Source organism: Anaerococcus tetradius, assembly GCF_947087635.1.
Lineage (GTDB): Bacteria > Bacillota > Clostridia > Tissierellales > Peptoniphilaceae > Anaerococcus > Anaerococcus tetradius.
Genome location: NZ_CAMUDP010000006.1, coordinates 20996 through 34427, shown reverse-complemented (window position 1 = coordinate 34427; position 13432 = coordinate 20996). Strand labels below are relative to the sequence as shown.

Sequence of the window (13432 nt, the reverse complement as noted above, 5' to 3'; positions counted from 1 at the left end):
TAAAGACCATGAGTTTTTCTCACAGTCTTTTTAGTGTTATTTTCTCACATTGCTATAGGTATCTCTTGCAAATAAGAGAATCATCGGATAAAGCTCAAGCCTGCCAAAAAGCATGGCAAAGCTTAATGTTAATTTTGATAGCTTGCTCATTGCAGCAAAGCTTGTTATAGGCCCAAAGTCAATAAGACCTGGACCAACATTGTTATAGGTTGTAGCTACAGCCGAAAAAGCCGCCTCGAAATTGTTGGTATCTAGAGTTACTACAAGCATGAAGATTATAAAGAGGAAGATATAGACTAAGATGTATCTATTGATTGACTCTTCTACTTCCTTATCAATTTCTACAACCGTTACACTAAAGCCCCTATCTAACAAGAGCTCCGTAAGATGCTCTGTTATAGCACCCGCCCCTATTATCAAGACGTTTTTTATCTTATACCTATCTAGGGCTTCTTGTTTGTAGAACCTATCTACCCCTTCCCTTTCCCCAATTACATAAATTTTTTCGCCCTTTTCAAGAACATAAGAACCATGGGGAATAGAAATCCTGCCATTATTATTAACAATTCCTATTAGGGTGTGGTAGTTAGCTGAATAGGCATTAAGGTCAGATATCCTAGATCCAGCAAGGCTTGAGCCTTCTCCTATAACTATCTCCATCATTATAGCCTGGTCTCTAAAAAAGCCTTCAACATTGAGGGCGTGAGAATACTTTAGGGCCCTTTGTATATCCTTGGCTGCTATAGATTCAGGATTTACTATCATCGTTGCAGAAGTAATCTCTTCTATGATTTCCCTATGCTTAATATAATATGGATCCCTAAGTCTTATGATGATATTCTTAGCTCCCATCTTCTTCGCCATAGTTGAAGCTATTAGATTCACGTCATCAGATAAGCTTATAGCAATAAATAAATCGCAATTAGCTGCATTAGCGTCGATTAAAACTTCTGGGTCACGCCCATCTCCGACAATTCCCATAATATCGTTTGCAGCAATAAGTTTATCCAAAACATCCTTATCGTGATCTATAACTAGTATATCGTGGTCATCCTCCGCCAGATCACTTGTTAAATAGGAGCCAACCTTACCAGCTCCCAATATAATAATATTCATAACTCCTCCTAGATTACTTTAGTATAGCACTTATACTTTTAAAATCAACTATATTCAATAAATTTTGTCAAAATTATGATGTTCCCTTAAATTTTTATGTAAATAATATCCAAGGCTAAACTTATTTATCAAAATGCTTTCGGAAAAATGCTTATCAAATCCTTACTAATATTCTATAACAAATACAAACTAAAAGAAAGCATAAGTCTTTATATATAATTTAGTTTGCTAATTTGCTAATATACGAAATTAATTGTTGACAACTTTGTCAATTGGTTGTAGGATATACTTATCAGTTTATTACGATATTATAAAAAGGAGTTATTATTATGGAAAAGGTCAAGAAAGAAAGACTACCCAATTTATTTGAAGCAATCTTACCCATTTTGACAATGGTTTTTTTAATGATTTATGTTTTTGTCTTCGCCAAAGATGGCGATAAAACTATTTACGATGCAGCCCACCTTCCCCTCATATGCGGAATAATTGTAGCCTGTCTGGTTGGACTTCGCTGTGGCAAATCTTTCAGGCAAATGCTCGATGGTATGATTGATCGAATAAGAACAACCCTTGATGCTATCCTAATCCTTTTAACAGTAGGGCTTTTGGTTTCATCTTTTATGATTTCTGGAACAATCCCAGCCCTAATTTACTATGGTTTGGAATTGCTAAGCCCTAAATTATTTTTACCTGTAGGTTGTATTATAACTTCCTTAGTTAGTCTTTCCTGCGGGTCATCTTGGACTGCTACAGCAACAATCGGTATCGCCTTTATGACCATAGGTCAAGGTCTAGGCATTAGCCCTGCCATTACTGCAGGCATGGTTATTTCAGGGGCCTATATTGGAGATAAGTTCTCTCCCCTATCAGATACCACCAACCTTGCAGCAGGAGTTGCCAAGACTGGACTTTTCGATCACGTTACAGCCATGGTCTCTACAACAGGGCCCGTATTTATAATTTCCCTTATCCTCTACTCTATCCTAGGTCTTAGGGCAAATGTTGTAAATTATGATACAAACATAGCAGAAGGAATAAAGACAGCCCTTGCTAGTAACTTTAACCTAAATCCCCTAGTCCTCTTACCTGTGGTTTTGATAATCCTAGTATGTGTACTTAGGATAGAAGGCCTTGCTGGGGTTATGATTTCTGTTTTTGTCGGTATAGTATTTTCTTTGATTTTCCAAAAACAAAGAAGCCTAGCAGAAATATTTTCTATCCTCCACTACGGCCCAGATATAGCAACTGGCAACGACTTTGTAGATAAGGCCCTAGCCAAGGGAGGCATGAATAATCAGATGTGGACTATAAACTTGATTCTTCTTGCTGTTTCCTTTGGAGGAGCCTTGGAGCGAGCAGGTATTATAGAAAAGCTCTTCGCTCACCTAAAAGAAAGAATCCACTCTGTTGGCGGCCTAGTCTTTATTACCATGCTAACATCAATCTTCTGTGATGCTACCATGTGTGATCAATTCCTAGGTATAGGAGTTCCAGCTCCCTTGTATGAAGATAAGTATGACGAATTGGGTCTATCAAGAAATATGTTATCAAGAAGTCTAGAAGATGCAGGTACCTTGTGGGCTGTAATGTTCCCATGGACAGCATGTGGTGCCTATCAGATGAGAACCTTGGGAGTAAGTCCTCTAAACTTTTTCCCTTACGCCTTCGTAAATCTCTTAAATCCTATCTACGCCCTAGTAACTGCCTATCTAAAGAGAAATATTTTCTGGGCAGATGGTTCTTACACAAACCTCTTTGCTAAAACAAAGATGAAAAAAATGGCCAAGGCTCCAGAAGATAGGAGGGCTTATGCCATAAGTCGTTTGGAAGTATTAAGAAAAGAAGGCAAGGCGCCAATAATTAAATAGAAAAAAATGCTAGTAGGTCAAAAACTTACTAGCATTTTCATTTATAGATTTTCTTCTTCGATATAGTCAAGATAGTTATCTGAAAGTCTTGCCATTACTATAGCTGGAGCAACTATTGAATATATAGCAATAAGCATTACTATAAGGCTAATTAATAAAATTCCTCCAAGTCCAGAATCTTTGTTAAAAATCATAGCAAGAGTCATCAAAGCTCCTAAGAGAATAACTGGACCTATAATATATTTTAGATAAACTAAAATTGTCTTTACAAACAAGTCTTTACCAATCCTAAAGATATGCTTTATAGATTCGCCAAGTCCTTCTTTCTTTCCAGAACCTACTAGTTTATCTGCACAATAGAAATTCAAGTAGCTTATAAGTACAGAAAAAATCATCGAACATATAATTATAAGTCCCACTATAAGCATGCTTCCAATTATCTTTGAAACAGAATCTGCGAGTAAGGATGCAATAAATATGCCCCCACCCATAAGACTCATAAGACCTATGGCCAAGCTTAAAAGTAAAGATAGTAAGAAGTTTATTAGGATAATTCTACCATTAATCAGATTAATCTGGTTGAGATATTCTCCAACAGATCCCATCCTATTTCTGATAAGACCGCTTGCAATAGCAAATTGAAATAGAAACGTTATTATTGATGTAACAAGACCAGATATTAAGGTAATGATTATTGAATCTTTGCTTATATAGGTAAATAAAGCACTCGTAATTAAAGCTACTATTATTGATATAAACTGAATAATTACAATTGATGATAATTTATATTCTCTTTTCATAGAGCCTCCTTTTGAATAAATTATATCACTTATGGATAATTACTACAAGATGGTAATTAAGTAAAATATAAGCTATGATAAAAAAGTCTGCAATTACTATGATTCAAAGGAGGCTCAAATACTTACCTAGCTATATAAATTATTTAATAAAGAAAACTATATTAATTCTTATGCAATAAGCAAAAAATCATTAGTAAAAGCCTTCTATCTTGCGCTCTTAACTAGGGCAGAAATAAATTTAAAATGTGAATCCTTGGCATCTCTTGCAAGGTCAAACAAAATCATTTCTGTATTCACCCTAACAGCTCCCATCTTTTCAAGACTTCCCATAGCTGTTAACTTTAGTCCTTCAGAAAATGAAGAAATAGCATCTTCTACCAAAAATACATCAAGACCCATATCTAAGAAGCTTCTTGCTGTTTGATAGATACAAATATGGCCTTCTGCTCCAGTTACTAGGACTTTTTCTATGCCTTCTTTTTCTATAAATTCCCTAACTTCATCAATGGCAGCATCAAAAAGAGTCTTAGAAAAAATCTTTCCTTCTTCAATCTCTTCCAAAAGCCTATCATCACTTCTGCCAAGGCCCTTTGGATATTGTTCTGTTGCAAGATAAGCCATGTCGTATTCCTTGAAGGCCTTAACTAGGCTAAGAGTGTTAATAATAGTCTTTTCACCGTTTTCCATAGTAGTCATAAGCTTTGGTTGCTCGTCAACTACCAAGAGCAAGGTCTTTTTCTTGTTCTGATACAAGCCATCTTCCAACGAATTAACATAAAACTTTGAGTCTAATCTTCTTGACATAAATCCCCCTGTCTAAAATCATTTTCTTTCATAACTTTGTCAATACTAGATAAAATTGCCGCCTTATTCTTAGACCAAGCTGGAAAAACTATCTCATCCCTAAGTCCATCCCCAGTAAGCCTATTAATAACAAGGCTTTTCTTCATCCTTCTTAACATCTCTACCACTATACCCACATAAGTATCCTTAGTCATTGCATAGGATAGGCCTTCTTTATCATAGAAATCCAAAAGCCTGGTATTTTTTTCTACATAAAGATTGTGGATTTTCACTCCCCAAATTTTCTTAGAATTGATATAAGAAACATCATTCATATAATCTTCATTTGTCTCGTAAGGAAGGCCGACTATAATATGAACTAAGATATTTATTCCCATCTTTTCAAGTTTTGCTAAAGCCTTATCAAACTCTTCATGGCTATAACCCCTGTTAACAAAAGAAATCGTCTTCTCATTCACACTTTGCATACCAAGTTCGACAATTAGGAAGGTCTTTTTGGATAAGTCCTCCAAAAGCTTTAGAACAGAAGAATTTAGGCAATCCGCCCTAGTAGCTATGGCAAGACCCACCACATCATCCTCTTCTATGGCCTCCATAAAAATCTTTCTCATATAAGAAACTTCCCCATAAGTATTGGTAAAATTTTGAAAATAAGCTATATAGGCCTCATCTCTCCCAGCCTTGCTGAGTCTTTCTTTCTGATAAGAAATCTGCTCCCTAATACTCTTGCTAGACATAGTCCACTCACCTGAACCCCTAGCCGAGCAATAAATACAAGCATCATAGGACTTAGTCCCATCCCTATTAGGACAAGTAAAACCCCCATCTAGAGGAAGCTTCAATATCTTCTTATTAAATTTCCTTTTCAAAAATGAATCCAAATCATTAAAACGTTTCTTATTAATTTCCATAAGATTATTATACAACAAAAATATCCTCACGTTGCTAGGCTCCTCAGGATGACATGATAATGTCATTCCAACAGAGAAATCGTAGATTTCTATGAGGAATCTGATTAGTAAATCTAAGAGCCAAGTAACAATAAGACGTCAAAGAAAAAGATCCTCACGTCGCTACGCTCCTCAGGATGACAGGTGGGAGAGATCCTCACGTCGCTAGGCTCCTCAGGATGACATGATAATGTCATTCCGACAGAGAAATCGTAGATTTCGACGAGGAATCTGATTAGTAAATCTAAGAGCCAAGTAACGATAAGACGTCAAAGAAAAAGATTCTCACGTCAGAAGCAAAGCTTCTTCCTCAGGATGACAGGGGGGGGAAGAAATCCTCACGTCGCTAGGCTCCTCAGGATGACAAGGCGGTCGAATATCTCCTCGACGGTAGTTTTTCTGCTTGCTCTACTACAAAAGCCCAAGCTTTCGCTTAGGCTTTATAAATCTCTTATAGAATCTTTTTTAGGTATTGACCTGTATATGATTCTTTCACTTTTGCTATTTCTTCTGGGCTTCCGCTTGCTACTAGCCTTCCTCCTCCGTCTCCTCCTTCTGGACCTAGGTCTATTAGATAGTCGGAGACTTTAATTACATCTAGATTGTGTTCAATTACTACAACTGTGTTATCTTGATCTACTAGTCTGTTGAGGACTTCTATTAGCTTGTGGACATCTGCCATATGAAGGCCTGTTGTTGGCTCATCTAGGATGTAGAGGGTCTTTCCCGTCGATACTTTGGCAAGTTCTGTCGCAAGCTTTACCCTCTGGGCCTCTCCTCCAGAAAGTTCTGTGGAAGGCTGACCGATTTTTATATAGCCAAGTCCTACATCATAGAGGGTTTGAAGTTTTCTTACAATACTTGGGTGGTTTTGGAAAAATTCTATCCCCTCTTCCACAGTCATATCGAGGACTTCTGATATGTCCTTACCCTTGTATTTGACTTCGAGGGTTTCCCTGTTGTATCTTTTACCATGGCAGACTTCGCAAGGAACGTAAACATCTGGCAGAAACATCATGTCTACCTTGATTGTTCCATCTCCCTTACAAGCTTCACACCTTCCTCCTTTTACGTTAAAGGAAAATCTTCCCTTATCGTAGCCTTTCATCTTAGCCTCGTTGGTCATGGCAAAGACATCTCTAATTGCATCAAAGACCTTAGTGTAGGTAGCTGGATTTGAACGTGGAGTTCTTCCTATTGGTGATTGGTCGATTGCTATAACCTTATCGATTTTTTCAAGTCCTAGGATATCTTCGTGTTTTCCTGCTCTGACTTTGCTCTTGTTAATCTTTTTGGTTGCAGCCTTATAGAGGATTTCATTTACAAGTGAAGACTTTCCCGATCCAGAAACTCCTGTTACTGTTGTTAGGACTCCTAGAGGGATTTTTACGTCAATATTTTTTAGATTGTTGGCAGCTGCTCCCTTTATTTCTATATAAGAATCTCTCTTCCTGCGTTCTTTAGGTACTGGGATTTTCTTCCTGCCTGCAAGATAAGCTCCTGTTATGGAATTTTTAGCCTTCATTATGTCTTCTAGGCTACCCTTAGCTACAATCTCTCCACCATGGATGCCTGCGGCAGGACCAATATCAACGATATAATCAGCTTCCTTCATAGTGTCTTCGTCATGTTCAACTATGATTAGGGTGTTGCCAATATCAGTTAGATTTCTCAAAGCTTTGATAAGCTTGTCATTATCTCTTTGATGAAGTCCTATGGAAGGCTCATCTAGGACATAGCAAACTCCCACAAGACCCGAACCTATTTGGGTAGCAAGTCTTATTCTTTGGCTTTCTCCACCAGAAAGGGTGGCAGCCGCCCTGTTTAGGGTAAGATAAGTTAGACCTACGTCTTTTAAGAAGGAGAGTCTCGCCTTGATTTCTTTTATAATAAGCTCGGCAATTTTTTCCTTCATCGGGCTGAGTTTTAGATTTTCAAAAAATTCAACCGATTTTTCAACAGATAGCTTGCTTAGTTCTGATATATTTTTATCCCCTACTTTTATTGCAAGCACCTCTGGCTTTAGCCTATCTCCGTGACAAGTCTCACATTCTTCTTCTGACATATACTCTCTAAACTTCTTCTTTTGGACATCAGAATTAGTTCTTTGATAACGGTCGTAGAGGTTTTTAATTACTCCCTCAAAAGGTCCCGTATATCTCTTGCTTCCAGAATAATGACTGTCAAAAACAAAGGATAGGTCGTATTTTGTCCCGTGGAGGATATCCTCTATCATTTTCTTTGGAGCATCCTTTATCGGCTTATCGTGAGGGAATTTGTAATGGTCTGCTATGGCTCTTATAATTTCATAATAGTAAGAACCCTTAGTTGATGTAGCATAGCAATCCACAGCTCCCTCATTTATGGATAGCTTGTGATCTGGCAAGACTAGGTCTGGATCGATTTGCAAGTGAAAGCCCAAACCATTACAATCAGGACACATCCCTATTGGAGCATTGAAGGAGAACATATTGGGTGTAAGCTCAGGAAGGCTTATATGACCTTCTGGGCAAGCAAGTTTTGATGAAAGTAGGATATCTTCTCCGTCTATCACATCAATTATCACAAGTCCATCCGAAAGAGCCAAGGCAGTCTCTATAGAATCAGCTAGTCTTGCCTCAATTCCTTCTTTAATTACAATCCTATCAACTACTACCGATATGTCGTGCTTCTTGGTCTTGGAAAGCTCGATTTCATCTGAAAGCTCGTACTTTTCTCCATCTATAACAACTCTCACATAGCCGTCCTTTTGGATATTTTCGAGGGCCTTCTTGTGAGTTCCCTTTTTAGCCCTAATAACTGGCGCAAGAATTTGAATCCTAGTTCTATCAGCTAAAGATTTTACCCTATCAACCATCTGATCTATGGTCTGGGCCTCAATAGCCTTGCCACAGACTGGACAATAGGCATCTCCTACTCTGGCATAGAGAAGCCTATAATAATCATAGATTTCTGTAACTGTAGCTACAGTAGACCTTGGATTTCTATTAGTCGTCTTTTGGTCAATGGATATGGATGGGGAAAGACCTTCGATCGAATCCACATCAGGCTTATCCAAATTCCCCAAAAATTGCCTAGCATAGGAGGAAAGACTTTCTACATAACGTCTCTGTCCTTCTGCATATATAGTATCAAAGGCGAGGGTAGACTTGCCTGAGCCAGAAAGACCGGTAAAGACAATCATCTTATCCCTTGGCAAGTTTATATCTACATTTTTTAGATTGTTAGTCCTCGCTCCCTTTATTTTAATCTCTGTCAATTAATCACTCCTGTAAAATTATCTTTCATAGCCTTAATCTGATCACGAAGGGCTGCTGCACGCTCAAAGTCTAGCTCCTCAGCTGCCTTATACATCTCGCTTTCCATGTTGATTAAGATTGTTTCTATATCGTCCTTGCTAAACTCTTCAATTTCCTCTTCTTCCTTCTTCTTGGTGATTTGGATGATTTCAGCAATATTTTTCTTAATTGTAGTTGGAACTATGCCATGGGCCTTGTTAAAGTCCTCTTGAATCTTCCTACGGCGTTCAGTTTCGTCTATAGCCTTTTTCATTGACTTGGTAATAGTGTCAGCATACATGATTACCCTGCCCTCAGAGTTTCTCGCAGCCCTACCTATGGTTTGGATAAGAGAAGTTTCTGAACGAAGGAAACCCTCCTTGTCCGCATCAAGAATTGCTATAAGAGATACTTCTGGTATATCTAATCCCTCACGAAGGAGGTTAATTCCAACTAATACGTCAAACTCTCCTAGGCGAAGCTCTCTAATAATCTCACTTCTTTCGATAGTCTTAATATCAGAATGAAGATACCTAACCTTGATGCCATTTTCTGTAAGATAGGTCGTAAGGTCTTCTGCCATCTTCTTGGTAAGGGTAGTAACAAGGACTCTTTCCTTTTTCTCTATGGTCTTATGAACTTCTTCTATAAGATCATCAATCTGATTTTTGGTTGGCCTTACCTCGATTAATGGATCTAGTAGGCCGGTAGGTCTTATAATCTGATCGACCATCTGACCATGGGTCTTTTCCAACTCATAAGGGCCAGGTGTTGCCGAAACATAGATTGCTTGCTTGATTAAATCTTCAAACTCAAAAAACTTTAGGGGTCTGTTGTCTAGGGCTGAAGGAAGCCTAAAGCCATAGTCGACCAAGTTTTGCTTACGGGACCTATCCCCCTCATACATTCCCCCTACTTGAGGAATAGAAACGTGGGATTCGTCAACCATAAGGATAAAGTCTTCTGGGAAATAATCTATAAGAGTATAAGGCCTAGACCCTGCTGGTCTTTGGCTTAAATGTCTTGAATAATTCTCAATTCCTGAACAAAAACCAATCTCCCTAAGCATCTCTATATCATACTTGGTCCTTTGCTCAAGCCTTTGGGCTTCAAGAAGCTTATTTTCCCTATTAAGTTCAAAAAGTCTTTCTTCTAACTCTTCTTCTATAGAAACAATCGCCTTTTCGGTCTTTTCACTTGAAGTCGCATAGTGGCTGGCAGGATAAATATAGGCGTGGCTAATTTTTGCAGTAACCTTACCTGTAAGAGCGTCAAACTCGCTTATCTCGTCAATCTCATCTCCAAAAAACTCTATCCTAATAGCCTTTTGATCAAAACCAGCTGGGAAAATGTCGAGTATATCCCCCCTACGCCTAAAAGTTCCACGAGAAAAATCCACATCATTTCTAACATATTGGACATCAATTAGCTTCCTCATAACATCCTCTGGGCTAATCTCCTGACTAGGCCTTAGAGAAACTACAAGCTTTTGGTACTCTATAGGATCTCCCAAACCGTAAATACAAGACACACTAGCAACTATTATAACATCTCGTCTTTCAAAAAGAGCCATAGTCGCAGAATGCCTCATCTTGTCAATCTCATCATTTATAGATGAATCCTTGGCTATGTAGGTATCAGTAGCTGCAACATAGGCTTCTGGTTGGTAGTAATCGTAATAAGAAACAAAATACTCTACGGCATTGTCTGGAAAAAACTCCTTAAACTCCGTAAAAAGCTGGTAGGCTAGGGTCTTGTTGTGGGCAAGGACCAAAGTAGGTCTTTGGACATTTTGGATGATGTTAGCCATGGTAAAAGTCTTACCCGAACCTGTAACCCCTCTTAGGATTTGGTGATGCTTGCCATCCTCTATGCCCTTTGTTAATTTATCTATAGCTATAGGCTGATCGCCTCTAGGCTTATAATTTGATTGTAAATTAAATTTCATATAAGATTCCTTTTTATATAAATCCGTCTTTCTTGCTATATAAATATACTGAAAATCTTTTACATTTCAATCCATCTAGCCTTTTGACAACTTTCATAAAAAATTCAATAAGCCTATTGACATCGCTTTTATATATGATATAATACTCATATGAACAGCTATTCATATGAAAGGAGGCTCATGGGAAATTCACTAAAAAACATAGACGACACCACCCTAATCGACTTAGCAGACTTATTCAAAGTCTTCTCAGATTCGACAAGGATGAAGATAATGTACAGGCTCTTTGATGGACCAATGAGCGTAGGAGACATAGCAGAAGCTATCGACATGAGCCAATCAGCTATTTCCCACCAACTAAAATATCTCAAAGAGACCAATCTAGTAAAAGGCGAAAGAGATGGCAAGTCCATCATCTACGAATTAGCAGACAATCACGTAAAAATAATTATAAAAACAGGTTTAGAACATATAGAGGAGTAAATTATGAAAATGAAATTAAAAATCCAAGGATTAGACTGTGCCAACTGCGGCAACAAAATAGAAAACGAAATCAAAAAAATCGAAGGCGTTATAGATGCAAGCCTATCATTCCTAACTGAAAAAGCAAAAATAGAAATAGCAGATGACAATATGGCAAATGAAATTTTGGCAAAAGTTAATGAAATAGCAGATAGGATCGAGCCAGGTTGCAAACTCCTTTTGAGGTAGGGAAAAATGTTTAACAATATTACAGATAAGCATAGGGACACCTTCCTAAAACTTATAGCCCTTGCCCTATTGACAGTCTTTCTTCAAGCTATGAGCAAGTTTTACTTTTTGGGACGTTTTAGGATGTGGGCTTTTCTTATCCTCTACCTCCTAGCTTCTAAGGAAGTAATATATAAGGCCTTTCAAGGTATAAAAAAGGGCTCAGCCCTAGATGAGAACTTCCTCATGGCCCTTGCTACTATTACAGCCTTTATTATAGGTGAATACATAGAGGCAGTCGCAGTTATTCTCTTTTACTCATTTGGTGAACTTTTCGAAGAAATAGCAACCCAAAGATCAAGAGATAACATCAAGAATCTTCTTGACCTAGTGCCAGAGATAGCTAACAAAGTTCTTCCTGATGGCTCAACAGAAGAAGTCGACCTAGATGATATAGAAATAGGAGATATAATCCTCGTTCGTGATGGTGAAAAAATCGGCGTAGATGGCAAGGTCATAGAAGGATCTGCTATCCTCGATACATCATCAGTTACAGGTGAATCAATGCCAGTAGCCGTAGAAGTAGGCGATGAAGCCATATCCTCTTCACTAGTAGTAGAAGGCATAATCAAAATTCGTGCCGAAAAAGAATTTGATGACTCAGTAGCAGCCAAGATTATGGAGTTAATCGAAGACTCAGCCTCAAGCAAATCTAACAGTGAGAAATTCATCTCCCGCTTTGCAAGAGTTTACACACCGATAGTAGTGGGTCTCGCTCTAGCTGTTGCTATAATTCCTCCCCTATTTTTGGGTGGAAGCTGGCAAGACTATCTTCTTCGTGCAGCAACCTTCCTAGTCCTATCCTGCCCATGTGCCCTAGTATTATCAGTTCCCCTATCCTTTATGTCGGGACTTGGACTAGCAAGCAAAAATGGCATCCTAGTTAAGGGCAGCCAATACTTCGAAAGTCTCGGCAAGGCAGATGTCCTCCTAACAGATAAGACAGGAACCCTTACCACAGGCAAATTTAAAATAAAAGAAATCAAAATCGAAAAAGGCCTAAAAGAAGAAGAAATCCTCGACTATCTCTACAACATTGAAAACATGTCCACTCACCCTATAGCAAAAGCCATTGTAGATGAACTAGACAGAAAAGAAAAAGACCTCTTCCTAGAAATCAAGAATGAAAAAGGTCTGGGTCTTGTGGCAAAAAGCAAAGATGGAAAAACAATCAAGGTAGGATCTAATAAGTACCTTGGTCTTTCAGACAAAAACGAAAGAGCCATCTACCTTGCCGTAGACGAAAAACTTCAAGCAAGCATCTATATAGAAGATGACATCAAGGATAGAAGTGAGGAAACAATAAAGGCTCTAAAAGAAGACTTCAAGGAAATCGCCATAGTATCAGGCGATAGCCGCCAAGCTGTAGCAGAGACATCAAAAAAACTCAATCTTACAAACTACTATGCAGAAATAATGCCAGATGAAAAACTTAGGATAATGAAATCCTACCAAGACCAAGGAGAAACAACTGTCTTTGTAGGAGATGGAATAAATGATGCACCCGTCCTAAAAAATGCCAACGTAGGCATATCCATGGGAGAAACTGCATCAGATCTCGCCATAGAATCCTCCGATATCCTAATAGCAAATGGGGAATTTTCGCAAATGGCAAAACTAATGAAAATCGCAAAACTAACCAACTCAACAGTAAAACAAAACGTAATCTTCATAATGCTAATAAAAATCATAATCCTAATCCTAGGCCTCCTAGGCTTAGCAAATATGTGGCTAGCAGTATTTGGAGATGTAGGAGTCTCAATAATATCAATTCTTTGGGCAATGAGAATCCTAAAAAAGAAAATATAGAAAAAGACAAAACCGACGCAAAAATTTGCGTCGGTTTTACGTCGTTTGCGTCGGCCCTTATAAGAAATTATAAAGTACCTCCCTCTAATATCCCATTAAGGATTACTGC

General features: G+C 38.2%; 10 protein-coding genes. 4 read left to right on the top strand and 6 right to left on the bottom strand.

Annotation, left to right across the window (positions count from 1 at the left end; translation table 11 throughout):
* Window positions 1-36 precede the first annotated feature (36 nt).
* Window positions 37-1116 (bottom strand): NAD-binding protein, encoded by a 1080-nt coding sequence (locus tag P6936_RS03090; RefSeq protein ID WP_276880818.1) that lies wholly within the window; start codon window positions 1114-1116, stop codon window positions 37-39.
* A gap of 329 nt (window positions 1117-1445) precedes the next feature.
* On the opposite strand from P6936_RS03090, the gene nhaC reads away from it, so the two are divergent.
* On the top strand, window positions 1446-2984 hold the full coding sequence (nhaC, locus tag P6936_RS03085) for a Na+/H+ antiporter NhaC (RefSeq protein WP_276880817.1): 1539 nt from the start codon (window positions 1446-1448) through the stop codon (window positions 2982-2984).
* A gap of 41 nt (window positions 2985-3025) precedes the next feature.
* Here the strand turns inward: nhaC and P6936_RS03080 are convergent, their stop codons facing one another.
* The 5 genes from P6936_RS03080 to uvrB form a co-directional block, all read right to left on the bottom strand.
* The gene (locus P6936_RS03080; protein ID WP_276880816.1) at window positions 3026-3784 is read right to left on the bottom strand and encodes a hypothetical protein; all 759 of its coding nucleotides are present in this window, start codon (window positions 3782-3784) and stop codon (window positions 3026-3028) included.
* A gap of 204 nt (window positions 3785-3988) precedes the next feature.
* Window positions 3989-4588: an isochorismatase family protein gene (locus tag P6936_RS03075; protein ID WP_276880814.1), complete on the bottom strand. Its 600-nt coding sequence runs from the start codon at window positions 4586-4588 to the stop codon at window positions 3989-3991.
* Window positions 4573-5457, bottom strand: coding sequence for a TIGR01212 family radical SAM protein (locus P6936_RS03070; RefSeq protein WP_423775381.1), 885 nt, complete (start codon window positions 5455-5457; stop codon window positions 4573-4575). Before P6936_RS03070 ends, P6936_RS03075 begins: the two co-directional genes overlap by 16 nt.
* A gap of 532 nt (window positions 5458-5989) precedes the next feature.
* The gene (gene uvrA, locus P6936_RS03065; RefSeq protein WP_276880813.1) at window positions 5990-8797 is read right to left on the bottom strand and encodes an excinuclease ABC subunit UvrA; all 2808 of its coding nucleotides are present in this window, start codon (window positions 8795-8797) and stop codon (window positions 5990-5992) included.
* Window positions 8794-10764: an excinuclease ABC subunit UvrB gene (gene uvrB, locus P6936_RS03060; protein ID WP_276862665.1), complete on the bottom strand. Its 1971-nt coding sequence runs from the start codon at window positions 10762-10764 to the stop codon at window positions 8794-8796. Before uvrB ends, uvrA begins: the two co-directional genes overlap by 4 nt.
* Window positions 10765-10944: 180 nt before the next feature.
* On the opposite strand from uvrB, the gene P6936_RS03055 reads away from it, so the two are divergent.
* Genes P6936_RS03055 through P6936_RS03045 form a run of 3 tightly spaced genes read left to right on the top strand, consistent with a single transcriptional unit; the run spans window position 10945 to window position 13323 of the window.
* Window positions 10945-11247 carry an ArsR/SmtB family transcription factor gene (locus tag P6936_RS03055; protein ID WP_004836973.1) on the top strand — a complete coding sequence of 101 codons (303 nt, stop codon included), beginning with the start codon at window positions 10945-10947 and terminating at the stop codon, window positions 11245-11247.
* A gap of 3 nt (window positions 11248-11250) precedes the next feature.
* Window positions 11251-11475 (top strand): cation transporter, encoded by a 225-nt coding sequence (locus P6936_RS03050; protein ID WP_004836972.1) that lies wholly within the window; start codon window positions 11251-11253, stop codon window positions 11473-11475.
* A 6-nt stretch (window positions 11476-11481) separates the two neighbouring features.
* Window positions 11482-13323 carry a heavy metal translocating P-type ATPase gene (locus P6936_RS03045; protein WP_276864839.1) on the top strand — a complete coding sequence of 614 codons (1842 nt, stop codon included), beginning with the start codon at window positions 11482-11484 and terminating at the stop codon, window positions 13321-13323.
* Window positions 13324-13432: the final 109 nt, after the last annotated feature.